Source organism: Streptomyces sp. NPDC052079, from assembly GCF_040680275.1.
Lineage (GTDB): Bacteria > Actinomycetota > Actinomycetes > Streptomycetales > Streptomycetaceae > Streptomyces.
Genome location: NZ_JBFAWL010000005.1, coordinates 126616 through 150380 on the forward strand (window position 1 = coordinate 126616; position 23765 = coordinate 150380).

General features: G+C 72.6%; 28 protein-coding genes. 13 read left to right on the forward strand and 15 right to left on the reverse strand.

Annotated features, from left to right (window positions below; all coding sequences use genetic code 11):
* Nucleotides 1–51: 51 nt before the first annotated feature.
* Together AB0L56_RS11375 and AB0L56_RS11380 are read left to right on the forward strand one after the other, a co-directional pair.
* Nucleotides 52–1044, forward strand: coding sequence for a PRC and DUF2382 domain-containing protein (locus AB0L56_RS11375; RefSeq protein WP_365421667.1), 993 nt, complete (start codon nucleotides 52–54; stop codon nucleotides 1042–1044).
* 35 nt (nucleotides 1045–1079) lie between these two features.
* Nucleotides 1080–1571, forward strand: a complete 492-nt coding sequence (locus tag AB0L56_RS11380; RefSeq protein WP_365421669.1) for an HAD family acid phosphatase — start codon at nucleotides 1080–1082, stop codon at nucleotides 1569–1571.
* Nucleotides 1572–1581: 10 nt separating this feature from the next.
* On the opposite strand, the gene AB0L56_RS11385 is transcribed toward AB0L56_RS11380, so the two are convergent.
* The gene (locus tag AB0L56_RS11385; RefSeq protein WP_361028551.1) at nucleotides 1582–1797 is read right to left on the reverse strand and encodes a dodecin; all 216 of its coding nucleotides are present in this window, start codon (nucleotides 1795–1797) and stop codon (nucleotides 1582–1584) included.
* A 228-nt stretch (nucleotides 1798–2025) separates the two neighbouring features.
* On the opposite strand from AB0L56_RS11385, the gene AB0L56_RS11390 reads away from it, so the two are divergent.
* Complete coding sequence (locus AB0L56_RS11390) at nucleotides 2026–3279, forward strand: extracellular solute-binding protein (RefSeq protein WP_365421673.1); 1254 nt, start codon at nucleotides 2026–2028, stop codon at nucleotides 3277–3279.
* Nucleotides 3280–3304: 25 nt separating this feature from the next.
* Here the strand turns inward: AB0L56_RS11390 and egtD are convergent, their stop codons facing one another.
* The 4 genes from egtD to egtA are packed head-to-tail and all read right to left on the reverse strand — an operon-like array spanning nucleotide 3305 to nucleotide 7702.
* Nucleotides 3305–4267 (reverse strand): L-histidine N(alpha)-methyltransferase, encoded by a 963-nt coding sequence (gene egtD, locus AB0L56_RS11395; RefSeq protein WP_365421676.1) that lies wholly within the window; start codon nucleotides 4265–4267, stop codon nucleotides 3305–3307.
* Nucleotides 4264–5067 (reverse strand): ergothioneine biosynthesis protein EgtC, encoded by an 804-nt coding sequence (gene egtC, locus AB0L56_RS11400; protein WP_365421679.1) that lies wholly within the window; start codon nucleotides 5065–5067, stop codon nucleotides 4264–4266. Before egtC ends, egtD begins: the two co-directional genes overlap by 4 nt.
* Entirely contained in the window at nucleotides 5067–6383 is a 1317-nt protein-coding gene (egtB, locus tag AB0L56_RS11405) for an ergothioneine biosynthesis protein EgtB (protein ID WP_365421682.1), read from the reverse strand. The genes egtC and egtB overlap by 1 nt, the downstream gene beginning before the upstream one ends.
* A complete protein-coding gene (gene egtA / locus AB0L56_RS11410) occupies nucleotides 6380–7702 on the reverse strand; it encodes an ergothioneine biosynthesis glutamate--cysteine ligase EgtA (protein WP_365421685.1) in 1323 nt (440 codons plus the stop codon). Before egtA ends, egtB begins: the two co-directional genes overlap by 4 nt.
* 300 nt (nucleotides 7703–8002) lie before the next feature.
* Between egtA and AB0L56_RS11415 the strand changes: the two genes are divergently transcribed.
* Entirely contained in the window at nucleotides 8003–8878 is an 876-nt protein-coding gene (locus AB0L56_RS11415; protein WP_365422090.1) for a TIGR02452 family protein, read from the forward strand.
* Here AB0L56_RS11415 and AB0L56_RS11420 read toward each other — a convergent pair.
* Both AB0L56_RS11420 and AB0L56_RS11425 read right to left on the reverse strand, forming a co-directional pair.
* On the reverse strand, nucleotides 8832–9302 hold the full coding sequence (locus AB0L56_RS11420; RefSeq protein ID WP_361025042.1) for a type II toxin-antitoxin system PemK/MazF family toxin: 471 nt from the start codon (nucleotides 9300–9302) through the stop codon (nucleotides 8832–8834). The two genes, AB0L56_RS11415 and AB0L56_RS11420, sit on opposite strands and share 47 nt — an antisense overlap.
* A gap of 57 nt (nucleotides 9303–9359) precedes the next feature.
* The gene (locus tag AB0L56_RS11425; RefSeq protein WP_361025045.1) at nucleotides 9360–9776 is read right to left on the reverse strand and encodes a pyridoxamine 5'-phosphate oxidase family protein; all 417 of its coding nucleotides are present in this window, start codon (nucleotides 9774–9776) and stop codon (nucleotides 9360–9362) included.
* A gap of 117 nt (nucleotides 9777–9893) precedes the next feature.
* On the opposite strand from AB0L56_RS11425, the gene AB0L56_RS11430 reads away from it, so the two are divergent.
* From AB0L56_RS11430 to AB0L56_RS11440, 3 genes are all read left to right on the forward strand, one after another.
* Nucleotides 9894–10430, forward strand: coding sequence for an isochorismatase family cysteine hydrolase (locus AB0L56_RS11430; protein WP_365421688.1), 537 nt, complete (start codon nucleotides 9894–9896; stop codon nucleotides 10428–10430).
* Nucleotides 10421–11245 carry an aminoglycoside adenylyltransferase domain-containing protein gene (locus tag AB0L56_RS11435; RefSeq protein ID WP_365421691.1) on the forward strand — a complete coding sequence of 275 codons (825 nt, stop codon included), beginning with the start codon at nucleotides 10421–10423 and terminating at the stop codon, nucleotides 11243–11245. Before AB0L56_RS11430 ends, AB0L56_RS11435 begins: the two co-directional genes overlap by 10 nt.
* Nucleotides 11246–11500: 255 nt before the next feature.
* On the forward strand, nucleotides 11501–11929 hold the full coding sequence (locus AB0L56_RS11440) for a VOC family protein (RefSeq protein WP_365421694.1): 429 nt from the start codon (nucleotides 11501–11503) through the stop codon (nucleotides 11927–11929).
* 150 nt (nucleotides 11930–12079) lie between these two features.
* On the opposite strand, the gene AB0L56_RS11445 is transcribed toward AB0L56_RS11440, so the two are convergent.
* Complete coding sequence (locus AB0L56_RS11445) at nucleotides 12080–13342, reverse strand: MFS transporter (RefSeq protein WP_365421697.1); 1263 nt, start codon at nucleotides 13340–13342, stop codon at nucleotides 12080–12082.
* A gap of 155 nt (nucleotides 13343–13497) precedes the next feature.
* Here AB0L56_RS11445 and AB0L56_RS11450 point away from each other — a divergent pair, with 155 nt between their 5' ends.
* The gene (locus AB0L56_RS11450) at nucleotides 13498–13923 is read left to right on the forward strand and encodes a CBS domain-containing protein (protein WP_361025060.1); all 426 of its coding nucleotides are present in this window, start codon (nucleotides 13498–13500) and stop codon (nucleotides 13921–13923) included.
* Between the two features lie 12 nt (nucleotides 13924–13935).
* On the opposite strand, the gene AB0L56_RS11455 is transcribed toward AB0L56_RS11450, so the two are convergent.
* Together AB0L56_RS11455 and AB0L56_RS11460 are read right to left on the reverse strand one after the other, a co-directional pair.
* The gene (locus tag AB0L56_RS11455; RefSeq protein ID WP_361025063.1) at nucleotides 13936–14388 is read right to left on the reverse strand and encodes a YbhB/YbcL family Raf kinase inhibitor-like protein; all 453 of its coding nucleotides are present in this window, start codon (nucleotides 14386–14388) and stop codon (nucleotides 13936–13938) included.
* 64 nt (nucleotides 14389–14452) lie between these two features.
* On the reverse strand, nucleotides 14453–14908 hold the full coding sequence (locus AB0L56_RS11460) for an archease (protein ID WP_365421701.1): 456 nt from the start codon (nucleotides 14906–14908) through the stop codon (nucleotides 14453–14455).
* Between the two features lie 125 nt (nucleotides 14909–15033).
* Here AB0L56_RS11460 and AB0L56_RS11465 point away from each other — a divergent pair, with 125 nt between their 5' ends.
* Complete coding sequence (locus tag AB0L56_RS11465) at nucleotides 15034–15681, forward strand: phosphoribosyltransferase family protein (RefSeq protein WP_361025069.1); 648 nt, start codon at nucleotides 15034–15036, stop codon at nucleotides 15679–15681.
* Nucleotides 15682–15722: 41 nt separating this feature from the next.
* Here the strand turns inward: AB0L56_RS11465 and AB0L56_RS11470 are convergent, their stop codons facing one another.
* Complete coding sequence (locus tag AB0L56_RS11470; protein ID WP_365421705.1) at nucleotides 15723–16913, reverse strand: CaiB/BaiF CoA-transferase family protein; 1191 nt, start codon at nucleotides 16911–16913, stop codon at nucleotides 15723–15725.
* 78 nt (nucleotides 16914–16991) lie between these two features.
* Nucleotides 16992–17231: a hypothetical protein gene (locus AB0L56_RS11475; RefSeq protein ID WP_365421708.1), complete on the reverse strand. Its 240-nt coding sequence runs from the start codon at nucleotides 17229–17231 to the stop codon at nucleotides 16992–16994.
* A 133-nt stretch (nucleotides 17232–17364) separates the two neighbouring features.
* Here AB0L56_RS11475 and AB0L56_RS11480 point away from each other — a divergent pair, with 133 nt between their 5' ends.
* The gene (locus tag AB0L56_RS11480) at nucleotides 17365–18270 is read left to right on the forward strand and encodes a LysR family transcriptional regulator (protein ID WP_365421711.1); all 906 of its coding nucleotides are present in this window, start codon (nucleotides 17365–17367) and stop codon (nucleotides 18268–18270) included.
* Nucleotides 18271–18591: 321 nt separating this feature from the next.
* Here the strand turns inward: AB0L56_RS11480 and AB0L56_RS11485 are convergent, their stop codons facing one another.
* A complete protein-coding gene (locus AB0L56_RS11485) occupies nucleotides 18592–19155 on the reverse strand; it encodes an NADPH-dependent FMN reductase (protein ID WP_361025081.1) in 564 nt (187 codons plus the stop codon).
* Between the two features lie 125 nt (nucleotides 19156–19280).
* Between AB0L56_RS11485 and AB0L56_RS11490 the strand changes: the two genes are divergently transcribed.
* Together AB0L56_RS11490 and AB0L56_RS11495 are read left to right on the forward strand one after the other, a co-directional pair.
* Nucleotides 19281–19943 (forward strand): helix-turn-helix domain-containing protein, encoded by a 663-nt coding sequence (locus tag AB0L56_RS11490; protein WP_365421715.1) that lies wholly within the window; start codon nucleotides 19281–19283, stop codon nucleotides 19941–19943.
* A 59-nt stretch (nucleotides 19944–20002) separates the two neighbouring features.
* Entirely contained in the window at nucleotides 20003–21040 is a 1038-nt protein-coding gene (locus AB0L56_RS11495) for a LacI family DNA-binding transcriptional regulator (RefSeq protein ID WP_361025087.1), read from the forward strand.
* A gap of 52 nt (nucleotides 21041–21092) precedes the next feature.
* Here AB0L56_RS11495 and trxA read toward each other — a convergent pair whose 3' ends face one another.
* Nucleotides 21093–21518: a thioredoxin gene (gene trxA, locus AB0L56_RS11500; RefSeq protein ID WP_365421718.1), complete on the reverse strand. Its 426-nt coding sequence runs from the start codon at nucleotides 21516–21518 to the stop codon at nucleotides 21093–21095.
* Between the two features lie 118 nt (nucleotides 21519–21636).
* Between trxA and AB0L56_RS11505 the strand changes: the two genes are divergently transcribed.
* A complete protein-coding gene (locus AB0L56_RS11505; RefSeq protein WP_365421721.1) occupies nucleotides 21637–23082 on the forward strand; it encodes an NAD(P)/FAD-dependent oxidoreductase in 1446 nt (481 codons plus the stop codon).
* Nucleotides 23083–23102: 20 nt separating this feature from the next.
* Here AB0L56_RS11505 and AB0L56_RS11510 read toward each other — a convergent pair whose 3' ends face one another.
* Complete coding sequence (locus AB0L56_RS11510) at nucleotides 23103–23747, reverse strand: peptide deformylase (RefSeq protein ID WP_365421724.1); 645 nt, start codon at nucleotides 23745–23747, stop codon at nucleotides 23103–23105.
* Nucleotides 23748–23765 lie beyond the last annotated feature (18 nt).

Genomic DNA, 23765 nt, shown 5'->3' on the forward strand with positions numbered 1-23765 from the left:
CTGATCAGGAGAACCGGAGAGGAGCGAGCCCCGAAGGGAGGGTGATGGAAGATGATCACCCGCGAAGAGATCTCGATCCTTCTGGATCACCCCGTGTACGACGGGGACGGCAACAAGATCGGCGACGCGAAGCACGTCTTCCTCGACGACGCGAGCGGACGCCCCGAGTGGGTGACCGTCAAAACGGGCATGTTCGGTTCCAACGAGTCGTTCGTACCCATCCGTGACGCCGCTCTGGTGCGGGATCACCTCGAGGTCCCCTATCCCAAGGACCAGATCAAGAATGCCCCCAACGTGGACATCGACGCGGGCGGCCACCTCTCGGTGGACGAGGAGCAGCGCCTGTACGCGTACTACGGCATCAACTGGGAATCGGTCCTGGCCGAGCCGGCAGAGGGCGCACAGGGTGACCGGACCGCAGGCCCGGGCACGCCCAGTACCGCCGGTGCCGCGGGCACGGCAGGAGCGGCGGGAGCGGCGGGAGCGGCCGGTACGGCCGAGCGCCGGGGCGACACCTCCCGGGGAGCCGGAGAGCCGGGCACCACCGGCCAGACGGAAACGGCCGGGACCGCGGGCGCGGCCGGGATCGCGGGCGCCGAAGGTCGCCGCGGCGAAGCCCGCACCGGACCGCGTGACGACGCGATGACCCGCTCCGAGGAGCAGATGCACGTCGGCGTCGAGCGGCGCGAGAGCGGCCGGGCCAGGCTGCGCAAGTACGTGGTCACCGAACAGGTCCAGCAGACCGTGCCCGTGCGCCACGAGAAAGTACGCGTGGAGCGCGAGCCGATCACGGACGCCAACCGGGACGAGGCCATGGCGGGCCCGGACATCTCGGAGGCCGAGCACGAGGTCACCCTGCACGAGGAGCGGCCCGTCGTGACGACGGAGACGGTCCCGGTGGAGCGGGTCAGGATGACCACGGAGGAGAAGTCGACCGACGAGACGGTGCGCGGGCAGGTCCGCAAGGAGCGCATCGAGGCCGAGACGGAGATGGACGAGGACACCGGCCGCCGGGGCCGTGACCAGGGGAAGGGCAGGCAGTAAGCTCCTCCGCCCGGTGGAGTGTCTATGGTGAGGGTGTGACCGACCGCGACGAGCGGCCGCTGGCCGTGTTCGATCTCGACAACACCCTCGCCGACACGACGCACCGGCAGAGGTTCCTGGAGCGCAGGCCGCGTGACTGGGACGCCTTCTTCGCCGCCGCTCCGCAGGATCCACCGCTCGACGAGGGTGTCGCGCTGGTGCGGCAGAGTGCGCGGGAGTGCGAGATCGTGTATCTGACCGGGCGGCCGGAGCGCTGCCGGCGCGACACGGTGGACTGGCTGACCGCCCAGGGACTGCCCGAGGGCGAGGTGTACATGCGGGGCAACGCCGACCGGCGGCCCGCCCGGCACACCAAGCTGGCGATCCTGCGCCGCCTCGCCCGCACCCGGGAGATCCGCATGCTCGTGGACGACGACGAACTGGTCTGTCTGGACGCCCGGCGGGCCGGTTTCACCGTCGTCCAGGCCCGCTGGACGGCCCCCTCCGAGGACTTGAAGGACGCTCAGGAGCGCGAAGGACGGACCTGAACCCGGGGGCTCAGCCCGTCTCCTCCAGCCGGAAGCCGACCTTCAGCCCCACCTGCCAGTGCGCGATCCGCCCGTCCTCGATCTGGCCGCGCACCTGGGTCACCTCGAACCAGTCCAGATGGCGCAGCGTCCGCGACGCGCGCTCGATGCCGTTGCGTACGGCCTTGTCGACGCCTTCGGGCGAGGTGCCGACGATCTCCGTGACCCGGTAGATGTGGTCCGACATGCTGCTGCTCCTCTCCCGGGCGGCCGCCCGGCCGCACGGCGCACCGCCTGTGTCACACGTCACTCCACCGTGCCCTACCCTGCGGCCGGGCGCGAGGCGTCGGCACCGTCCGCCTGACGGCCTTGACTCACTTGTTGGTCCGTACCAAGATGCTGGGCACCCGCCCGAGCTTCGGCTCGCCCCCCACGTCGGGCCCCGCCCTGTCCGCGAGACAGAAAGAGGTCCCTCGTGAGACGCCGTCTGTTAACCCTCGTCTGCGTGTGCGCCTCCCTGCTCAGCGGCTGTGGAGTGCTGTCCGACGGCACAACGGAACGGCGCACCGTCACGCTGTGGGTGATGCAGAACAGCGCCTCGCAGGACTATCTGAACCGCTTCACCGCGGAGTTCGAGCGCGAGCACTCGGGGCTCGACCTCGACATTCGCATCCAGGACTGGACCGGCATCGGCGAGAAGGTGCAGAGGGTACTGGAGACCGCGGCGCCGGACGGACCCGATGTCATCGAGGTCGGCAACACCCAGGTCGCCACGTACGCGGAGGGCGACGGACTGCTCGACCTCACCCTGGAGTCCCTGCGCGACTGGGGCCGCGACGACTGGCTCCCCGGCCTCGCCGAACCCGGCAAGTGGGGATCACAGCAGTACGGCATCCCCTGGTACGCGGCCAACCGCGTCGTCATCTACCGCAAGGACCTCTTCCGCGAGGCCGGCATCACCGCCCCGCCGACGACCCGGGACGAGTGGCTCACCGTCACCGAGAAGCTCAACACCGGCGGCGACCAGGGCATTTACCTGGCCGGGCAGGACTGGTACACGCTCGCCGGGTTCATCTGGGAGGAGGGCGGAGAGCTCGCCACCGAGCGCAGCGGCGTATGGCGCGGCACGCTCGACAGCCCGGCGGCGCTGCGCGGCATGGACTTCTACCGCCGGCTCCAGGCACTCGGCGACGGACCGGTCGACTCCGACGAGGAACACCCGCCGCAGGCAGGCGTGTTCGCCGAAGGCGACGTCGCCCAGATCGTGGCCGTCCCGGGACTGGCACGGGCGATCCTCAAGCAGAATCCGGACCTGAAGGGCAAGCTGGGCTACTTCCCCGTCCCCGGCAGGACCGCCGAGAGGCCCGGTGCCGTCTTCACCGGTGGTTCCGACCTCGTCGTCCCGGCGAACACCGATGCCAGGGACGACGCGGTGGAGGTCGTCGCCGCGCTCACGAGTGCCCGCTGGAACACCGACTTGGCCCGCACGATGGACTACGTTCCCAACAAGGCGGGCCTCGCCGGATCGGTGGCGGGGGAGGAGGGGGTCGCGGCCATGGCGGCCGGGGCCGCACAGGGCCGGGCGACCCCCATCACACCCCAGTGGAGCGCGGTCGAGGCGGACAACCCGATCAAGGAGTACATGACGAAGGTGCTCACGGGCGCCGACCCGGCCACGGAGGCCGAGCGCGCCGCCCGTCGTATCACCGAGGCCCTGGCCTTCGACTGAAGCTTGCCGCTCAGCGTCCCCCGGCTCAGCGGGCGATGCTCAGCGACAGGGCGAACCGCCCCTCCCCGTCCGTCCACCACCGGGTGAGCTCCAGCCCGGCGGACGACAGCTCCTCGCGCACTCCTTCCTGCCGGAACTTCGCGGACACCTCGGTGCGCAGATCCTCGTCCGCCGCGAAATCCACGGCGAGTTCCAGGGCGGGGATCTTCACCGTCTGCGCGGTACGGGAGCGCAGCCGCATCTCGATCCACTCGTTCCGGGCGTCCCACAGCGCGACATGCGCGAAGGCGTCCGGATCGAAGTCGGCGCCCAGCTCCCGGTTGATGACGTGCAGGACGTTCTTGTTGAACGCGGCCGTCACCCCGGCCGCGTCGTCGTACGCCCGGATTAGCACCCGCTCGTCCTTCACCAGATCCGTGCCCGGCAGCAGGGTGTCGCCCGGGGCCAGCAGGGCGCGGACGGAGGCGAGGAAGGCGGCACGCTCGGCGGGCAGCAGATTGCCGACGGTGCCGCCGAGGAACGCCACCAGCCGCGGACCCGGGGTCCCGGGCAGCGTCAGCCCGGCGGTGAAGTCGGCGATGAGCGCATGCACCTCCAGCCCCGGCCGCTCCGCGGCCAGCGCCTGCCCGGCCCCCGTCAGGGCGCTCTCGCTGACGTCCACGGGAACATACGTGTGCAGGCCGGTGAGCGCGTCGATCAGATACCGGGTCTTCTCCGAGGACCCCGAGCCCAGTTCGACCAGGGTGCGGGCACCGGACGCCTCGGCGATCTCCCCGGCGCGGGCGCGCAGGATCTCACGCTCGGCGCGGGTCGGGTAGTACTCGGGCAGCCTGGTGATCTCCTCGAACAGCTCGCTGCCGCGGGCGTCGTAGAACCACTTCGGCGGCAGCGTCTTGGGGCTGCTCGTCAGGCCCTCGAGGACATCGGCGCGCAGGGCGGCGCCGGCGGTGTCCTCGGGCAGGGTGCGGGTCAGACGGAACGGACTCACGTAAGGGGCTCCCTCGAAGGTACGGGTGGGTCGGCGGACGTCAGGCGGTCGCCGGGCTCCTTGAGCGGGGTCAGCAGGACGTCCGTACCGCTCGCCGCGAGCAGGGTGCGGTCGGGGACCTCGCACCAGTGCGGATCGTCGTCGTAGGGCTCGGAGGCCACGACGGTGCCGCCGCCGGCCCGGGAGAGGTACCACAGCGTGTCGCCCCAGGCGGTCGCGGTGACGGTGTCGCCGCCTGTGAGCAGCAGGTTGAGCCGGGCCCCCGGGGCCGCCTCGGCGACCTCCAGGACGGTCTCGGCGAGTGCCTGTCCCTCGTCGTCGCCGGCCCGCAGCCGGGCCAGCACCAGGGCCCACACGAACGCGGAGTCGTTACGGGCCTCCAGCGACAGCACGTCCTCGGCGGACAGGGCCGACACCAGCGGCGCGAGCGAGCCCGGCCAGCCCGGCACCGCCCCGTTGTGGCTGAACAGCCAGGTCCCGGCCGCGAACGGGGCCGCCGCCGCCTCGGCGTCGGCACCGGACAGCGTCGCGTCCCGTACGGCGGCGAGCAGCGCCCGGGTGCGGACCACACGGGCCAGATCCGCGAACGACAGATCCGCCCAGACGGGCCCGGCCCGCCGGTACCGGGCCGGCACCGGATCGCCCTGCGTGTACCAGCCCACACCGAAGCCGTCGGCGTTGACCGTGCCGTACCGCTGTCGCCGGGGTGCCCAGGACTGCCGGTACAGGCCGTGCGGGGGCCGCACGAGCAGCTCGCCCAGCGGCTCCTCGGGCCCCACATACGCCACATGACGGCACATCAGACGGTCTCCGAGCGTGCGGTGCGGAACCCGGCGAAGATCTGCCGCCGGATCGGGTGGTCCCAGTTGCGGAAGGTGCCCCGGCAGGCCACCGGGTCCACGGCGAACGAACCGCCGCGCAGCACCTTGTACCGCGGCCCGAAGAACACCTCCGAGTACTCCTTGTACGGAAACGCCCGGAAGCCGGGGTACGGGGCGAAGTCGCTCGACGTCCACTCCCACACGTCACCGATCAGCTGCCGCACCCCCAGCGGCGACTCCCCGGCCGGATAGCTTCCGGCGGGCGCCGGACGCAGGTGCCGCTGGCCGAGGTTGGCGTGCTCGGGGCCGGGGTCGGCGTCGCCCCACGGGTAGCGCATCGACCGGTCACCGGCCGGGTCGTACCGGGCGGCCTTCTCCCACTCCGCCTCGGTGGGCAGCCGGCGCCCGGCCCAGCGGGCGTAGGCGTCGGCCTCGTACCAGCACACGTGCAGCACCGGCTCGTCGGGCGGCACCGCCTCGGTGACCCCGAACCGGCGCCGCAGCCACTGCCCGCCGTCCCGGCGCCAGAACAGGGGTGCGGTGAGGGAGGTGCGGCGGACATGGGCCCAGCCCTCGGCGGTCCACCAGCGGGGCTCGTTGTAGCCGCCGTCCTCGATGAACGCCTGGTACGCGCCGTTCGTCACCGGAGTGGTGTCGATGTGGAACGGTGCCACCTCCCGCCGGTGCGCCGGCCGTTCGTTGTCCAGCGCCCAGGGCTCGTCCGAGGTGCCCATGGTGAACGGGCCGCCCGGCACAAGGACCTCCGACGGGCCCGTGAACAGCGGCGCCGGCTCCGGGTCCGGCGCGGTCAGCGCCTGCGGACCCCGGCGGAGCTGATGGGTGATCAGCATGGTCTCGTCATGCTGCTGTTCGTGCTGCGCGATCATTCCGAAGGCGAAGCCCGCCTCCGTCAGCCGCGTCCCGTCGAACGCGGTGGCCTCCAGCACGTCCAGCGCCCGGCCGCGGACGTCGGCGGCGTACCCGCGGGCCTCCTGCGGCGACAGCAGCGGCAGACTCGGACGTTCCGCGCGCGGGTGCTCGAAGGCGTCGTACAGGTCGTCGATCTCCGGCCGCAGCGCCTCCTGGCCGGCGACGGCCCGCAGCAGCCACTGCTCCTCCTGGTTGCCGATGTGGGCGAGGTCCCACACCAGCGGCGACATCAACGGCGAGTGCTGCGCGGTCAGATCGGGATCCTCCACACAGCTCGTGAGCCGCGTCGTGCGGTCCCGGGCGGTGACCAGCGAGGCGACCGCGCGCTCGCGCAGGGCTTCGGCGTCGAGGGCCGGGTCGGTCATGAGGGGGCCTCCTTCCCGTGCGTGGGCGTGGTGCGGGCGTGCCCGGCGCGGGCCGTCGTCCGCAGCTCGTCGAGCGTGTCGTCGGCCGGGCAGCGGCCCCGGGCGACATAGCGGTCCCGGTACGCCTCGACGGCGTCGACGATCTCGCCAACCGCGCCGAGCCGGGGAAGCGCGCGCAGGGCCGCTTCGAAGCAGGCGGCGGCCACCTCGCGCAGCTCCGGGTCGGCGAGTCCGACGCGGGCCGCGTCCCACCAGAGCGGATTGTGCGGTGCCGGTATGCCGTGCGTCCGCTCGGCCAGCGGCTTCACCGTCCGATACGCGGTCTCGGCGGCCTCCGGGTCGTCGAACAGCGCCGCCGTCACGGCCAGCGGCACGATCCAGCCGTCGTCGCCGGGCTGCGCGTCGATCATGCGCAGCTCCAGATGGCCACGCGGCCGGACCGGCGGGAACAGCGTGGTCGCGTGGTAGTCGAGGTCCTCCCAGGTCGGCGGCCGCGGCATCCCGGACCTGGTCCACTCCCGGAAGGTCAGCCCCTGGGGCACCTGCCAGGGACCGTCCCCGTCCCGCACGCACATCACGGGCGCGTCCAGCACATGCCGGGCCCAGGCGGCGCGCGGGTCGGCGTCCAGCACGGGGCCGCCCGCCCGGGCCGTGCCGATCTGCGCCCAGCGCAGCTGGCGCGTGGACAGCCAGCCGGTCGGCCGGCCGCCCGCAAGGGGGGAGTTGGCGAAAACGGCGACCAGGACCGCGCCCAGCTGGTGCGCCAGCCACCAGCGCCGCACATGGCCCAGGGAGCCGGGCTCCTCGTACCCGGCGTCCACGCACACCTGCACGGAGGCGGAGGTGCACATCATGGCCCGGCCGGCGGGGCCGGTGCGGTCGAGACAGGCTTCCATGGCGTCGTAGCGCGGTTCGCGCAGGAAGCGGCGGGGCATGTGCCAGGGGTCGTGACCGAGGCCCACGAGGGCCAGTCCGTCCCGGCGCAGTACCGCGCGGACGGCGTCGAGGTCGGCGGAGACGGTACCGACGCACTCCATCAGCGAGGCGGCGGGCGGCGAGCTCAGCTCCAGCTGGCCGCCGGGCTCGAAGGTGAGCGTCGACCTCAGAGGCACGGTCCGCACGGCGGCGTACGCCGCCTTGAGCCGTTCGGGTGACACGGGGAGCCGCGGGTCCCGCAGCTCGTGGACGAGCCATTCCACCTCGACACCGAGGCGGCGCGGCGGTCCGGTCTTGAAGCAGATGCCCCGCACCAGGGCGTCCACCTCGGCTTCTGTGACGGCGGGGTGCGGCTGCGTACAGCCACCTGCCGAATCGGACATGTCGGGATCCTCCTGGGGTTCCAACCATGTCACCGGCCCGGAGGTTCCACCCTCCCGGCCGGCAGCAACCTGTCCACCCAAAACCTTGACGCCGCCCCGCACAAGGGCGCCTGGCGGGGCGTCCCGGTCCAGTCATCCCTTCCTCAGCCCTGTTTTCCGGGGTTTCCCGCCTGCCGCGCGGGCCCGCCGAGGGGCGGAAACTCCGTTGCGCCGCCTCACCAGCATCACCCACGATGCGTGCATGAGCACGACGAGGGGGAACGCGCGGTGCGCGCTCACGGCGGCTACGGGGGTGGCGCCGTGAGCGCGCGCCTGCGGGGGATTGCCCGCGAGACCGAGCAGGTCGTCGCGGCCGGGGTCTACCGGGCGCCCGGTGGGCACGAGGTGTCCCTCGCGGCGGCCATCGGGGCCGCGGCCGACGGAACGCGGATGTTCGGTCCCGCCCCGGTCCCGGTCCCGCCCTTCCGTCCGGCCAAGACCCGGTTCGAGGTCACCGGGGAGAGCAGCCTTCAGGCCGCCCGGCGGCTCGGCGGCCCCGTGGCCGTCCTCAACTTCGCCTCCGCACGCAATCCCGGCGGCGGCTACCTCAACGGCGCGCAGGCCCAGGAAGAGGCTCTGTGCCGGTCCTCCGCGCTCTACACCTGCCTGCTGCGGGCCCCCGGCTTCTACGACCACCACCGCGCCCACCGCGACCCGTTCTACTCCGACCGGGTGATCCACTCACCGGCCGTGCCCGTCTTCCGCGACGACCGCGGCCGCCTCCTGGACGAGCCGTTCACGGCCGGTTTCCTGACCTCGCCCGCGCCCAACGCCGGCGTCATCCACCGATCGGCGCCGGACCGCGCGCCGGAGCTGCCGGGGGCCCTGCGGGCACGGGCCGAGCGGGTGCTGGAGACCGCGGCCGCCCACGGCTACCGGCGGCTGGTGCTGGGCGCCTGGGGCTGCGGGGTGTTCCGCAACGACCCCGCCGAGGTGGCAGCGGCGTTCCGGACCCATCTGGAGCCCGGCGGGCGTTTCGCGGGGGCCTTCGAGCACGTCGTCTTCGGCATCCTGGACCGCACCCGCGACCGCGCGGTCCGCGCCGCCTTCGAGCGGGGGTTCGCGGACCTGCTGTCCGGGCCGGCGGCGATCAGCTCCAGCCGTACCGCTCCCGCAGCCGCTGACGTACGAGATTGAACCGCATACGGTCCAGGGCGCACGCCTCCCGGCGCATGCCCTCCTCGTGCAGCCGCAGCACCCGGGTCACATCCACCCATGAGTCGCGGCCGGCCCGGTCCCAGGGCCCGCTGCCGATCGGCACCCACTCCCGGGCTTCTCTTCCCCCGCCCGCCGGCCCGGCGGAGGGCCGCTTGCTGGACAGCCGCACCGCGAGGAACGTCCCGCCCGCCTCCCGGGCGACGACCAGCACCGGACGGTCCTTGCCCCGGCCGTCGTTCTCCTCGTAGGGCACCCAGGTCCAGACGATCTCCCCGGGGTCGGGGTCGCCGTCGTGCGCGGGCGAGTACTCGGTGCGCACCCGGCCCACCTCACCGGGCGTGGCCTCCACGGTGGCGGTGGGGCCATGGCGGCCCGGGGTGTTCTCAGGGCTGTAGGCGGTCACAGGCGTACCGTACGGCACACGAGTGACACGACGGCCCCGGGCCCTGCGAGCGGTGGTTCAGCCGGGCACGCCCGTGAGTTCACGGCCCGTCACCATCTCGGCGTCGATCCGGACGAACACACCGTCCTGCATCGGCATCCAAGAGCGGGGGCCGGTCCGCAGTAGACGCTCGTGCTCCGCCGGGTCGGTGACCACCGCCGCGCGGCCCGTGACGACCACGCTCCAGCCGGCCCGGCGCTCGGCGTGGAAGTCGTCGGCCTCGAAGGCGACCACCACCCCGTCGATCGCCCGCACCAGATCGGACGCGGCGGAGGTGCACAGCACCACGGCGGAGTCGGTGTCCAGGGAGAAATTGACGGGCAGCACCGCGGGCAGCGCCTGCCGGGTGTAGACGACGCGACCGACCGGCGCCTTGACCAGCAGGCGCAGGCACTCCTGCCGGTCGAGCGCACGGAAGCCATCGCTGTGGATCATTCGTCCATGGTGGGCGACCGTACCCGGCGGTGGTAGGGCCGGACGGCCCTGATGGCTGTCCCCGGTGGTGCTGCAGTGCCATGTCTGACTCGCCTGTGCAGGTGGAACCCTGAGGGCATGGGCAAGACCGCGCTGATCGTCATCGACATGATCAACACCTACGACCATCCGGACGCCGAGCTGCTGCTGCCGTCCGCCGAGTCGGTCGTACCGGTCGTCTCCACCCTGCTGGAACGCACGCGGCGCAGCGACGTGCCGGTCATCTACGTCAACGACAACTTCGGTGAGTGGCGCTCCCATCATGGGGAGCTGCTCGACAAGGCCCTGGCGGGGCCGTACGCGCATCTCGTGGAGCCGTTGCGGCCGGACGACTCCTCCCTCTTCGTCGTCAAGGTCCGGCACTCGATCTTCTTCGAGACCCCGCTGAGCTATCTGCTCGCCCAGCAGGGCATCGACCGGCTGGTGCTGTGCGGCCAGGTGACGGAGCAGTGCGTCCTGTACTCCTCGCTGGACGCGCACATCCGGCACCTCGACGTGATCGTTCCGCGTGACGCGGTCGCTCATATCCACGCCGATCTGGCGGACGCCGCACTGCGGATGATGGAACGCAACATGGGGGCGCGGGTCTGCGACAGCGACGAACTGTGGAACTGACACCCGCGGACTGCGTGAGCCGTACGCCCGTCCCGCTCGTGCTCCGCTCCTACCTGGACGAACTGGTCCACCGCACCCGGGCTGTGTGCGGCCCGCACCTGGTGAGCGTCCTGGCCGTCGGATCCCTGGCCCTCGGCGACTACCGCCACGGACGCAGCGACGTGGACGTGACGGTGGTGGTGGACGACGCGCTCCCGCGCCGGTCGCTGCCCGAACTGGCCCGCAAGCTCGCCCACCCCGCCCTGCACTGCCCCGCCGCCGGACTCGAACTGGTGGTCTACCCCCGCGCATTCGCCGTCCGCCCGTCCGACGCGGCCGGGTACCTCATGGACCTCAACACCGGACCGTCCCTGCCCGAGCGCGTCAGCTACGACGCCCGGGAGTCCCCCGCCTTCTGGTACGTCCTCGACCGCTCCATCGCCCACCAGACCGGCCTCCCGCTGTATGGAAGGCCGGTCCGCGACGTGATCGCGGCGCCCCGGCGGGCCGCCGTCCTCACCGCGCTCCGCGCCTCCGTGCGCGAGCACGCCCAGGGCGAGGGACACGCGGCCGACAACCGGGTCCTCAACGGCTGCCGCTCCGTCGTGTACTGCCGCACGGGGCACTGGTTCGCCAAGCGCAGGGCGGCCTTGATCGTCGCCGCCTCCGAGGCGGACTTCCGACCGCTGCTCACGGAGGCGCTGCGCAGCTTCGAACTCCCCAGGGAGTCGGCGCTCGCGCTGCCGGGGGCGGCGGTGCGGGAGTTCCTGGCCTGGGTGGCGGGCCGGGTGGACCAGGCCCTCGAGGCCGAGGGCGGCCACGGCACATCGCTCTGAGGGGCGGCGAGCGGCACTTGGCCCTGTGAGGCGCCGTTCGCGATCAGGTGTGCGCCGACCCGGGCCTTCGCGAGCGCACAGCGCCCTTGGCGCGGAACGGGCCGGGCGGCCGGTTGTCCCGGCTCGTTCCGCGGCCGTTCGGCCGCTCGACAGGCGTCCGCCGCCGTGTCTAGGCTCTTCCGCGCGGCATCGCGTGTCGGTCACCGGCTGGGTGAGGCATGGAGGCGCCGCGGATGCCCGTGGAGGCATTGCACCGTGTCAGTCGAGTTCAACCACACCATCGTTCTCACCCGCGACCGGGAGAAGTCCGCCCGTTTCCTCGCCCGGATCCTGGGCCTCGAGGTCGGGGAACCGGCCGGGATGTTCCTCCCGGTGACGACCGACAACGGCGTCACCCTGGACTTCGCGACCGTCGACATCGACATCCCTGCACAGCACTACGCGTTCCTCGTCTCCGAGGAGGAGTTCGACGCGATCCTCGCCCGGCTCGTGGACGCCGGCGTCCCCTTCCAGGCCGACCCGCACGGCAAGCACCCCCGCCGCATCAACCGCAACGACGGCGGGCGCGGCGTGTACTTCCTCGAACCGGCCGGTCACGGTCTCGAGGCCATCACCCGTCCCTACGGCACCGACCCGGACTCACCGCTGAACGGCGTCACCGAGGAGATCCCCGGGGCTGTCTGACCGCCCGGTCCGACCGCCCTCGCCGCCACCCTGGCGGCCGTCACGCCGACCACCGGACTGACCACCGGCTGCGACGCCGTCGACGCAGGCCGTCGAGACCGGCGGGCCGGTTATGGCGGGCCGGGGCGGGGACCACCCCACCCAGGCCGGTCAGGCTCCGTCCGCGGGCAGCGGCGCGGGCGCCGGCTCGTCCCGTCGCGGCGCGTCATGGTCGTGGCGGGGGAGCAGCAGCGGGGTGACCAGCAGCAGGAGGCCGGCGCCACCGATCGCGGCGCGCGGGCCGGTGAAGGCGGCCAGCAGCCCCCACAGCGCGGTCAGCGCGGCGATGGCCGCCTTGCTCGTCGCCGACCACGCGGACAGCGTCCGGACGACACGGTCCGCCGGGGTCCGCTCCAGCCGCCGGGTGGCGAGCACCGGATTGAACACGCCCACACTCGTGATCAGCCCGAACTCGATCACCATGACCAGCGCCAGCCCCGCCGTGCCGGGTCCCACGAACACCAGCCCCAGCGGCCAGCAGGCCCGCAGAGTCCCCGCGACCCGCAGCACCCGCTGCGACCCGAACCGGGCGACCAGCCGCCGGGACAGCCGCGCGCCGATCAGCCCGCCGAGACAGGGCACCGCGAAGGCGAGCCCGTACTGCCAGGGCGCGAACCCGAGCGGACCCACCATCAGCACGATCAGCAGGGGAGAGGACGCCATGATCAGCCCGTTGACCAGGACGGTGTTGAGGAACAGCGGCCGAAGTGCCGGACTCGCCAGGATGTACCGCCAGCCGTCGAGCAGGTCGCCCGCCCGCAGGCGCGTCTGTGCGGCAGGGCGCACCGGGCGCCGGTCCTGGCCGCCGACCGCGCCGAGCGCACCGGCGGAGAGCAGATAGCTCACGGCGTCGGCCACCACCGTCGTCATCGGCCCGAACCATCCGATCGCCGCCCCGCCGAGCGGAGGCCCGAGCATGGTCGCGGTCCAGTTCGTCGACTCGAACCGCCCGTTCGCCCGGAGCAGATCCTCCTTCGGCACGATCTCCTTCAGATACGCCCCGACCGCCGCGTGGAAGGTGATGTCGGCCGCGGCGACCGTGACCGACACGGCCAGCAGCTGGCCCACGGTGAGGGCGTCGAGCACATACGCGACGGGAACGCTGAACAGCACCGCGCACCGGACGAGATCCGTCACGATCATCACGGGACGCTTGCGGCGGAACTCCACCCAGGGCCCGAGCGGCACCGCCAGGACCGCGCCGACCGCGGGCCCCACCGCCGCCAGCAGCGACACCTGGGCCGGAGGGGCGTCCAGCACCAGCACCGCGATCAGCGCGAACGCGTCGAAGGCGAACCGCGTGCCGAACGTGCTGATCCCGTACGCCGCCCACAGCCACCCGAACCGCCACCGCGGCGTCCGCCCGTCCCCCATGCCCCGCCCGTCCCCCGCTCCCGCCGACGGCCGCCGACGACGGGCACATCAAAGCGAGTCGGGGCCCGCCCGGGCAAACGCCGGTTTATGTCCGGCGACGCGGGCTACGCGGCGCACACGGAAGTCCAGGCCGGTCACTCGACCGGGGAGGTGCCATGACCCTGCGGATACGGGACGTGATGTCCGGGGACACCGCGTCCGTCGAGCCCATGACCACGGTGGCGCATGCGGCGCGCCTGATGCGCGAGCACGACATCGGCGACGTCCTGGTCGCGTACGACTGTGATCTGTTCGGTGTGCTCACCGACCGCGACATCGTGCTCAGGGGCGTCGCCGAAGGGCACGACCCCGAGGTCACGCCGGTCGGTGCGCTGTGCACACGCCCGCCCCTGGTGACCCTCGACCCCGAGGACACCACCGACCACGCCGTGGAGCTGATGCGGCGGCACGCCGTCCGCCGGCTCCCCGTGGTGGAACACGGAGGCTGTCCGGTGGGCATGGTCAGCCTCGGTGACCTGGCCGCCACCGAGGACCCGCGCTCCGCCCTCGCGGACATCAGCACGGCGGCACCCACCCACTGAGGCGTGGGGTGGTCAGCGCTGGTAGAGACCCACCAGGGTGCCGCTCGCCAGCTGCCGTTCCTCGACCGCTTCGTGCACCTGGTCCGCACGGGGCTTGTCCGGGAGCACACACGGTTCGGCGAGGGCATAGAGCCGGAACAGGTAGTGGTGCGCGTCGTCGCCCGGCGGCGGGTGCGGGCCGCCCCAGCCGCGGTTTCCGTAGCCGTTGACGAGCTCGGTGCCCCGCGGTGGGCTCTGGCCCGCGCCGACTCCCTCGCTCTCAGGGTCGATGCCGACCACGATCCAGTGCACGAAGCTGCCCGAAGGGGCGTCCGGGTCCTCACAGAGGAGGACGAGCTCCTCCGCGTCATCCGGTACGCCGTGCCAGGTGAGGGGAGGGGAGAGATTGGAGCCCTCGTACGCGTGCCGGCGGGCGATGAACGTGTTGTCGTCGAAGGCGTCACTGCCGATGTCGATGCCGTTCATACGGGCGGGGTACCCCTGACGCATTTCGGACATGCGGCGGGACGCCAGTTGCCCGAACGTGGGGTCAGGCGTCAACGGTGACCGCGCACGACCACCCCCACGGGCCCGGGGCGACATGCAGGTCCTCCCAGGTCACGGCCGTCGGCGCGGGTCCGGTGAGGCGGACGTCCGACAGGTCGGCGACTGCCATGCGCACGTCCAGGCCGCCCTCCGCCTCGTTCGCCTCCACGTCCACCGGTACCTCGCCGTACACATCCAGCCGGTACAGAACCTCGTCCAGCAGCGCGGCCAGCAGATCGTCGTCGCTGGCCTCGTCGAGACGGATGCGGTCCACGCCGGTCGGCCGTACCCCGGAGACGTCGGCGAAGCACTCCACCATCGCCGACACGGCCTCCGCGAGACAGTGCTCCCGGCTCGCCGCCCATGCCTCGATCCGGACTTCGTCCTCCTGCGCCACCGCCCGGTGCCCGCTCTCGTCCGGTCGCCGCGCCTGCCCGTAGTCGCCCGTGTCACCGACCATGACCCTCGACTGCCCGACGCTCGCGGACCCATGCCGACCGGTGGTGCTTCGGGTGCCGGGGAGCGGGTACGCGGGTGTGACCAGGTGCTTCGGGTGCCGTCTCCGCGCGGAGGGAGGCATGTGCCATGCGGTTCCGTGATCGCCGGGAGGCCGGCCGTGAACTGGCCGCACGACTGCGGCAGATGCAGGACGAGGGAGAGCTGCCGGACCCGGTCGTGCTGGCGCTGCCCCGCGGCGGTGTCGCCGTGGCCGCCGAGGTCGCGCAGGCCTTGGACGCTCCGCTCGACGTCCTTGTCGTACGGAAGATCGGCGCGCCCTTCCACGAGGAGTTCGGCGTCGGCGCGATGGCCGGCGACGGGGTGCCGGTGCTGGACGAGGACACCCTGCGGCGGCTGGGCCTGAGCGAGTCCGACCTCGCGCCCGTCATCGAGCGCGAGCGCGCCGAACTGCGCCGCCGCGAAGAGCTGTACCGCCAGGGTCGGCCCGCTCCGGAACTGCGCGGACGGTCCGTGATCGTCGTCGACGACGGACTGGCGACCGGCTCCACCGCCCGCGCCGCCCTGCGCGCCCTGCGCCGGCAGGGCCCCGCCCGGCTCGTGATGGCCGTACCCGTCGGCGCGCGCGAGGCCGTGGCGCTGATGCGCTCCGAGGCCGACGAGGTGGTGTGCCTGCACGTGCCCGCCGCGTTCATGGCCGTCGGCCAGTGGTACGAGGAGTTCGACCAGCTGACGGACGAGGACGTCATGGAGGCCCTGCACCAGCGGCAGCCTTGACCGCCCTGGATACCGGGCGGTTCGGATGACTTCAGCTGACTTCAGATGACGGAGCCCGCGCGCAGGGCCTCGATCTCCTCTGGGCCGTGGCCGAGTTCCGTCAGGATCGCCTCGGTGTGCTCGCCCACGGCCGGTACCGGATCCATGCGCGCGGGCAGGCCCGCGAGGTCGGCGGGCGGGAGCAGCGCCGACACCGTCGCGCCCGGCACCTCCACCTCACGCCAGCGGTCGCGCGCGGCGAGCACCGGGTGGTCGAGGAAGGCGGCGACGTCGTTGACACCGGCGCAGGCGATGCCGATCGCCTCCAGGTCCTTCAGCAGTTCCTCGGCGTCGTTGCGGGCGAAACGCTCCGCGATGATCACGTTGAGTTCCTCGCGGTGCGCCACGCGGTCGGAGCCGGTCGCGAACCGTGGATCGTCGGTGAGCTCCGGCCGGCCGAGGAACTCCGCGCACAGGGCCGCCCACTCGCGCTCGTTCTGTATGGAGAACAGCACCTCGCGGCCGTCGGCGGCCCGGTAGGTCCCGTACGGGGCGATGGTGGCGTGCTGGGTGCCCAGACGCGGCGGCTGGCTGCCGCCGTAGCGGGTGTAGTAGGCGGGCTGGCCCATCCACTCGGCCAGCGCCTCGAACAAGGACACCTCCACGGGGTGGGCCGCGCCGGTGGTCGCCCGGGTGTAGAGGGCGGTGAGCACACCGCTGTACGCGTACATCCCGGCGGCGATGTCGGCGACGGAGATGCCGGTACGGGCGCTCTCCTGTGCCGTCCCGGTCAGTGACACCAGGCCCGTCTGACACTGCATCAGCAGGTCGTACGCCTTGCGGTCGGCCCAGGGCCCGCTCGTGCCGTAGCCGGAGATGGTGCAGGGGATCAGTCTCGGGTAGCGGCGGGTGAGTTCGGCGGTCCCGAGGCCGAGCCGGCCGGCGGCGCCCGGTGCCAGGTTCTGCACGAAGACGTCGGCGTCCCGCAGGAGCCGGTGCAGGATGTCCCGGCCCCGCGGGTCCTTCAGGTCCAGGGTGAGGGACTCCTTGGAGCGGTTGATCCAGACGAAGTAGCTGGAGTGGCCGTGCACGGTGGTGTCGTAGCGCCGGGCGAAGTCACCCTCTCCCGGCCGCTCCACCTTGATCACGCGTGCGCCCAGATCGGCCAGCTGCCGGGTGGCGTAGGGGGCGGCCACCGCCTGCTCCACGCTGACCACCGTCACCCCGGACAAGGGGAGTTTCCGCACGTCCACGCCTCCTCCTGCTTCCGGAGCACCGGTCTCGATCAGTACCGCCGGGGCGGACGGTCTGTCAACGGCCGCCCCGTCCGCTTACTGGCCGACCCTGCTCCACGGAGCGTCGTCGGCGGGGCGGCTGCGGGAGACGATGCGGGCGCCGCGCTCGTCGACGGAGCGGACCTGGAGCGAGCCGCAGCCGCAGCGGGTCCACACCGTGCTGCCCGTCGCGGTGCCGTGCCGGGAGACCACCTGGAACGGCTCGGCGTCGTCCGGCCACCCGCAGTACGGGCAGAAGGTGCCGGTCGTCCCCGTGGCGCCGGTCGTGCTGGTCATGGTGACTCCCTCGTTGCTCAACTGGCTCAACGGCCTCGATGTATATCCATTGTCGTGGCACAGACAGGGTGCGTCGTCACATCCGTACACGTCCAGGTTGACTTTGTGGACTGGACCGTGAAGCGTTGCCTTCATGATTGATCTGCGCAGGCTGCACGTCCTGCGGGCGGTGGCCCACTACGGCACGGTCACCGCGGCGGCCCGCGCGCTGCACTTCACCCCGTCCGCCGCGTCCCAGCAGATCCGCCAGCTCGCCCGCGACCTGGACGTCGTACTGCTGGAGCCGCAGGGGCGAGGGGTGCGGCTGACCCCGGCCGCCGAGAGTCTGCTGGCGCACGCCGACGCCATCGAGGCGCGCTGGGAAGAGGCGGAACGGGATCTGCGGGCCGATCACGATGCTCCGGCCGGGCCGTTGCGTGTCGTCGGGTTCCCCGTGGCGATCTCGGTGCTGCTGGCGCCGATGGCCGCCCGGATGGGTGCGCGCCATCCGCGGCTGTCGGTGCGGATCGCGGAGGCGGGGGTGCCGGAGAGCTTCGACCTGCTGTTCGAAGGGGCGGCCGATCTGGCTGTGGTGGAGTCCACGCCGCACAGTCCGCCGCTGAGCGACGGGCGGTTCGATCAGCAGGCGCTGCTGGACGATCCGTTCGACCTGGTGGTGCCGGCGGGGCATGCGCTGGCCGGTGTGGAGCGGGTTGACCTCGCCGAGGCGGCGCGTGAGCCGTGGATTGCTCCAGTGCCGGAGAGTCCCTGTCGGCCGCATGTGATGGCCGCGTGTGGTGCGGCGGGGTTCTCGCCGGACGTCGTCCACCATGCCCTGGACTGGAACGTCACCGCGCATCTCGTTGCCCACGGACTTGGCGTCGCGCTGATTCCGCGCCTTGCCCATCTGACGCCGCATCTGCCGATCACGCGCGTGCGCTGTGCGGGTGAGCCGCATCGGAAGTTGCTGACCTGCACGCGGGGTGGCGGCCATGCCCGGCCGGCGGTGGCTGCGGCGCTGCGTGAGCTACGGGCACTGGCCCCTACGGCGGTCGCCTGACCGCGGGACAGGTTTTTCGCCCCCGCCGCCCCTTCCCGTCCCGTCCCCGGGGGCGCTGCCCCCGGACCCCCGCTCCTCAAACGCCGGAGGGGCTGGCATGCAGCCGGAGGGGCTGGCATGCAGGGGCGCTGCTCCCGGGCCCCCGCTCCTCAAGCGCCGGAGGGGCTGGCATGCAGCCGGAGGGGCTGGCATGCAGGGGGCGCTGCTCCCGGGCCCCCGGCTCCTCAGACGCCGGAGGGGCTGGATTGGGCCAGACAGGCTGGATTTTTCAGCCCGTCCGGCGTTTGAGGACGAGGCCCGTTCAGGGCCGAAAAGGGGAGGTCAGGCGGCCGTCTGTTCTGCGGCGAGGGTGTGGAGGCGGGTGACCACCTCCGTCAGCTGCTCGGCGACCTCGCTGTCGTCCGCCGGGTGGGTCTCGGCGAAGCGGGTCACGGAGCCGGGGATGGACAGCTTGATGTCCTCGATCACCTTGCCGCCGGCGATGCCCACGGCCTTGCGCGTCTCGTCCTGCGCCCAGACACCGCCGTACTGGCCGAAGGCGGTGCCGACGACGACGACCGGCTTGCCGCTGATGGCGCCGGCGCCGAACGGACGGGACAGCCAGTCGATGGCGTTCTTCAGGACGGCCGGGATCGTGCCGTTGTACTCGGGCGTGAAGAGCAGCAGCGCGTCGGCGCTCGCGGCGGCCTCGCGCAGCTTGGCGGCGGCGGCCGGGACGCCGCCCTCGACGTCGATGTCCTCGTTGTAGAACGGGATCTCGGCCAGCCCTTCGTAGAGCGCCACGTCGGCGCCCGAGGGAGCGAGCTTGACCGCGGCCTCGGCGAGCTGACGGTTGTGCGAACCCGCGCGAAGGCTGCCGACGAGGGCGAGGATGCGTACAGACATGACGTAACTCCAGTGGGGGGGTGAAAGATGGCCTCGAACAGAATCCGGACCGGGGTCCGTTTGTTTGTTGTAGCACTTTAACCGGACCGCGGTCCAGTTTCATCCCGATGCTTTACGCTGACTTCATGTCCGCCGCGCCCCCGCCCGCCTCGACGCCGCAGGAGCCCGTCGAGCCGCTGGAGTTGCTTCAGCTCGGCACCGACGCCGACGAGCCCTGCCTGCGCGCCGACGCCGCCCGCAACCGCGCCAGGCTGCTGGAGGCGGCCGCCCGGCTGGTCGCCGAGCGGGGGGCCGAGGGCATCACCATGGAGGAGGTGGCGGCAGCCGCCCGCGTGGGCAAGGGGACGGTCTTCCGCCGCTTCGGCGACCGCACCGGACTGCTCACGGCACTCCTCGACCACTCCGAGAAGAAGTTCCAGGCGGCCTTCCTCACCGGGCCGCCCCCGCTCGGCCCGGGCGCGCCTCCCGTCGAGCGGCTGCGGGCGTTCGGCCTCGCCATGCTCCGCCGGACCGCCGAGGAGCTGGAGCTGCAACTGGCCGCCGAGCCGGAACCGGGGCGCCGCTTCACCAACGCACCCCGCCAGGTGCGCCGCCACCACGTCAGCCTGCTGCTGCGCGAGGCGGTCCCGGACGCGGACTGCGACCTGCTCGCGCACACGCTGATGGCGCAGCTCGACCCCGCCCTCATCCACCATCTGACCCGGCAGTGCGGCATGCCCCTGGAGCGGCTGGAAGCCGCGTGGGTGGACCTCGTCGACCGGGTGACGTGCTCCGCTAGCCCCAGCTGACGGTCTCAACTCACCCGCCCGCCGGGCCCGTTACGGCTTCTGCAAGGATGCGGTACGTGATGGTGCAGATACCGAACCCGCCCGCGCCCGCGCCCCCCGCACCGACGCGCTCCGTACCCACGAGCGCCGATGTGGCCCGCCTGGCCGGCGTCTCGCGCGCGACCGTCTCCTACGTCCTGAACAACGCCGGCGCCGTCCGGATCAGCGAACCCACCCGGCGCCGGGTCCGCGAAGCCGCGAGGGAACTCGGGTACGTTCCGCACGCCGCGGCCCGCAGCCTGCGCGCCGGGCACAGCCGTATGGTCCTGATGCCCGCGCCGGCCTTCCCCGTCGGCCCGCTCTACAGCCAGTTCATCAACGACCTCCAGAGCGCCCTCGGCCGCCTCGACTACACGGTCGTGCAGTACGGCACGGTCGGTCTGCACGACGACGAGGCCGCCCGCTCCTGGGCGGAGCTGCGGCCCGTCGCCGTCCTGGTCCCCGGCTCCGGACTCGGCCCGCGCGGAGTCGAGGTGCTCAAACGCTCCGGGGCGCGGGCCGTCATCACCCTCGGCCCCGAATCCGTCGAGGGCGCGCACGCCCTGCTCATGGACCACGACGTCGTCGGCCACAGCGCCGGCGCCCATCTCTTCGACCGCGGCCGCCGCCGGATCGGCGTGGTCGTCCCGCGCGAGCCCGGCCTGGAGGCCTTCTCCGCGCCCCGGCTGGCCGGCGTGCGCGCCGCCGTGGACGGCACCGACGCCACGGTCACCGAACTGCCGCTGGCCCACGACGAGGGCGCCGCCGCCCGGCTCGCCGCCCGCTGGCGCGATTTAGGCCTCGACGCCGTGTTCACGTACAACGACGAGTACGCGATGCTGCTCATGCGCGCGCTGAAGGACGCGGGCCTCCGCATCCCCGAGGAGGTCGCCGTCGTGGGCGCGGACAACCTGATGCTGGGGCGGCTGCTGCGGCCCCGGCTGAGCACCGTCCACCTCGAACTGCCCTCCGGCCGGGAACTGGCCGAACTGGTCGACCGCGCGGTGCGCGACCCGGCGGCCGCACCCGAGGCCCACAAGGTGCTCGGGGCGTCGGTGGTGCGACGCGAGTCCAGCTGACACCGTCGGAGGCGGCCGACGGGCGCCGGGACCGCACCCGCGCCGGCCGCGGTCACTCGCCCGCGGCCGGTGCCTGCCCCTGCTGTGCCTGCCCCTGCTGTGCCTGCCCCTGCTGTGCCTGCTGCTCGGCGACCTGCTTGCGGACCTCGTCCATGTCCAGCTTTCGGGCCTGCCCGATGACATCCGTCAGCGCGGCCTCGGGCAGGGCACCCGGCTGGGCGAACACGGCGACCTGATCGCGCACGATCATCAGCGTGGGAATCGACTGGATCCCGAAGGCCGCGGCCAGTTCCGGCTGCGCCTCGGTGTCCACCTTTCCGAACACCAGGTCCGGGTTCTCCTCCGCCGCCTTCTCGTACACCGGTGCGAACTGACGGCAGGGACCGCACCATTCCGCCCAGAAGTCGATCAGCACGAACTCGTTGTTCGTGACCATCTCATCGAAGTTCTCTTTGGTGAGCTCAACGGTGCTGCTCATGGGTGATTCCCTCTTCCTGGTATCGGGGCGACCCGTCCGCACAACACGGCCGGCCGGTCACGTATTCCGCGCCCCTACCCATGTGGCCAGGGGGCACACCACCCACCAGACTGACGCCATGACGGAAACGCAATCGACGCACATGGAATCAAAGGCGTACGACGTCGTGGTGCTCGGAGCCGGGCCGGTGGGCCAGAACGTCGCCGACCGCACCCGCGCCGCCGGGCTCAGCACCGCGGTCGTGGAGAGCGAACTGGTCGGCGGCGAGTGCTCCTACTGGGCGTGCATGCCCAGCAAGGCCCTGCTGCGGCCGGTGCTCGCCCAGGCCGACGCCCGTCGCCTGCCCGGACTGAGCCAGTCGGTCCAGGGCCCCCTGGACACCGATGCCGTGCTCGCCCGCCGCAACTCCTTCACCTCCGACTGGAAGGACGGCAGCCAGGTCCAGTGGCTGGAGAGAGCCGGCGCCGACCTCTACCGGGGATACGGACGGATCACCGGCCCGCGCACCGTCACCATCATCGGCCGGGACGGCGGCCGTCAGGTCCTCACCGCCCGGCACGCCGTCGCCGTCTGCACCGGCAGCCGCGCCAAACTGCCCGACCTGCCGGGACTGGCCGAGGTGGCGCCGTGGACCAGCCGGGAGGCCACCAGCGCGCAGTCCGTGCCCGGTCGGCTGGTCGTGGTCGGCGGGGGCGTCGTCGCCAGCGAGATGGCCTGCGCCTGGCAGGCGCTCGGCTCGCGGGTCACCGTCCTCGTGCGCGGCAGAAGCCTGCTGGACCGCATGGAGCCGTTCGCCGGCGAGATGGTCGCCGAGGGCCTCGCCGAGGCCGGCGCGGACATCCGCACCGGCACCTCGGTGAAGTCGGTGACCAGGGAGAACGGCACGGTCCTGGTCGTCACCGACGGCGGCGACCGGATCGAGGCCGACGAGATCCTCTTCGCCACCGGCCGCGAACCGCGGACCCACGACATCGGCCTGGAGACGATCGGCCTGGAGCCCGGTTCATGGCTCTCCGTCGACGACAGCCTCCGGGTCACGGGCCACGACTGGCTGTACGGCGTCGGTGACGTCAACCACCGGGCGCTCCTCACCCACCAGGGCAAGTACCAGGCCCGGATCGCGGGCGCCGCCATCGTCACCCGGGCCGCCGGCGAGTCCGTACGCGCCGAGGACTGGGGCGCCCACGCCGCCACCGCCGACCACGCCGCCGTTCCCCAGGTCATCTTCACCGACCCGGAGGCGGCCGCCGTCGGCCTCTCCCTGGCCGAGGCGGAGCAGGCGGGCCATCGCGTCCGCGCCGTCGACGTCGACCTGACCTCGGTCTCCGGCGCCCTTCTCCACCGCGACGGCTACAAGGGCCGCGCCCGCATGGTCGTCGACCTCGAGGAGGAGATCCTGCGGGGCCTCACCCTCGTCGGCCCCGGCGTGGGGGAGGTCATCCACGCGGCGACCATCGCGGTGACCGGCCAGGTCCCCATCGGCCGGCTGTGGCACGCGGTCCCGTCGTTCCCGACGATCAGCGAGGTGTGGCTGCGCCTGCTGGAGGCGTACCGGGACACCTGAGCCGCGCCGGCCCTCCCTTCTCATGGCAGCTCGAAGCCCAGGTGCCGTGCCGCCTCGTCCGGCGTCGGCTGCGACCAGCGCTCCGCCACGGCTGCGTCGGACGACAGTGAGCGCGGCTCGGCGCGGTCCAGGTACAGCGTGCCGTCGAGATGGTCCGTCTCGTGCTGCACGATGCGGGCGGGCCAGCCGGTGAACACCTCGTCCAGTGCCCGCCCGTGCTCGTCCTGCCCGGTCAGCCGCACCTCGGCGGCGCGCGCCACCACCGCCTGGTATCCCGGCACGCTCAGACACCCCTCGAAGAACGCGGCCCGCCCGGTGCCGACCGGTTCGTAGACGGGATTGACCAGTACCCGGAACGGCTGCGGCACCCGCCCGCGCGCCACGCGCACCTCCTGCGGAACAAGCGCCGGATCCTCGATCACCGCGATCCGCAACCCCACTCCGACCTGCGGTGCGGCCAACCCGACACCCGGCGCCGCGTGCATGGTGCCCCGCAGGGCCGCGACGAACCGGGCCAGCAGAGCGGGCCCCAGCTGGCCGTCGTACGGCTCGGTGGCCGCGCGCAGCACCGGATCACCGGCCGCGACAATGGGCAACGGCCCCCCTGTGTCCAGCAGTTGCTCGACTTGCTCGGCCAAGGGTGCGCGAGCGTCCGGAATTTCCATCCTGTCAGGATCGCACGC

What these genes read in the sequence shown, in the direction of transcription:
- AB0L56_RS11375 (WP_365421667.1), top strand. Translation starts at nt 52, where the DNA reads ATGATCACCCGCGAAGAGATCTCGATCCTTCTGGATCACCCCGTGTAC.
- AB0L56_RS11385 (WP_361028551.1), bottom strand. Translation starts at nt 1,797, where the DNA reads ATGTCGGACCACATCTACCGGGTCACGGAGATCGTCGGCACCTCGCCC.
- egtC (WP_365421679.1), bottom strand. Translation starts at nt 5,067, where the DNA reads ATGTGCCGTCATGTGGCGTATGTGGGGCCCGAGGAGCCGCTGGGCGAG.
- egtB (WP_365421682.1), bottom strand. Translation starts at nt 6,383, where the DNA reads ATGACCGACCCGGCCCTCGACGCCGAAGCCCTGCGCGAGCGCGCGGTC.
- egtA (WP_365421685.1), bottom strand. Translation starts at nt 7,702, where the DNA reads ATGTCCGATTCGGCAGGTGGCTGTACGCAGCCGCACCCCGCCGTCACA.
- AB0L56_RS11425 (WP_361025045.1), bottom strand. Translation starts at nt 9,776, where the DNA reads ATGATCCACAGCGATGGCTTCCGTGCGCTCGACCGGCAGGAGTGCCTG.
- AB0L56_RS11430 (WP_365421688.1), top strand. Translation starts at nt 9,894, where the DNA reads ATGGGCAAGACCGCGCTGATCGTCATCGACATGATCAACACCTACGAC.
- AB0L56_RS11445 (WP_365421697.1), bottom strand. Translation starts at nt 13,342, where the DNA reads ATGGGGGACGGGCGGACGCCGCGGTGGCGGTTCGGGTGGCTGTGGGCG.
- AB0L56_RS11450 (WP_361025060.1), top strand. Translation starts at nt 13,498, where the DNA reads ATGACCCTGCGGATACGGGACGTGATGTCCGGGGACACCGCGTCCGTC.
- AB0L56_RS11455 (WP_361025063.1), bottom strand. Translation starts at nt 14,388, where the DNA reads ATGAACGGCATCGACATCGGCAGTGACGCCTTCGACGACAACACGTTC.
- AB0L56_RS11460 (WP_365421701.1), bottom strand. Translation starts at nt 14,908, where the DNA reads ATGGTCGGTGACACGGGCGACTACGGGCAGGCGCGGCGACCGGACGAG.
- AB0L56_RS11465 (WP_361025069.1), top strand. Translation starts at nt 15,034, where the DNA reads ATGCGGTTCCGTGATCGCCGGGAGGCCGGCCGTGAACTGGCCGCACGA.
- AB0L56_RS11475 (WP_365421708.1), bottom strand. Translation starts at nt 17,231, where the DNA reads ATGACCAGCACGACCGGCGCCACGGGGACGACCGGCACCTTCTGCCCG.
- AB0L56_RS11480 (WP_365421711.1), top strand. Translation starts at nt 17,365, where the DNA reads ATGATTGATCTGCGCAGGCTGCACGTCCTGCGGGCGGTGGCCCACTAC.
- AB0L56_RS11485 (WP_361025081.1), bottom strand. Translation starts at nt 19,155, where the DNA reads ATGTCTGTACGCATCCTCGCCCTCGTCGGCAGCCTTCGCGCGGGTTCG.
- AB0L56_RS11490 (WP_365421715.1), top strand. Translation starts at nt 19,281, where the DNA reads ATGTCCGCCGCGCCCCCGCCCGCCTCGACGCCGCAGGAGCCCGTCGAG.
- AB0L56_RS11495 (WP_361025087.1), top strand. Translation starts at nt 20,003, where the DNA reads ATGGTGCAGATACCGAACCCGCCCGCGCCCGCGCCCCCCGCACCGACG.
- trxA (WP_365421718.1), bottom strand. Translation starts at nt 21,518, where the DNA reads ATGAGCAGCACCGTTGAGCTCACCAAAGAGAACTTCGATGAGATGGTC.
- AB0L56_RS11505 (WP_365421721.1), top strand. Translation starts at nt 21,637, where the DNA reads ATGACGGAAACGCAATCGACGCACATGGAATCAAAGGCGTACGACGTC.
- AB0L56_RS11510 (WP_365421724.1), bottom strand. Translation starts at nt 23,747, where the DNA reads ATGGAAATTCCGGACGCTCGCGCACCCTTGGCCGAGCAAGTCGAGCAA.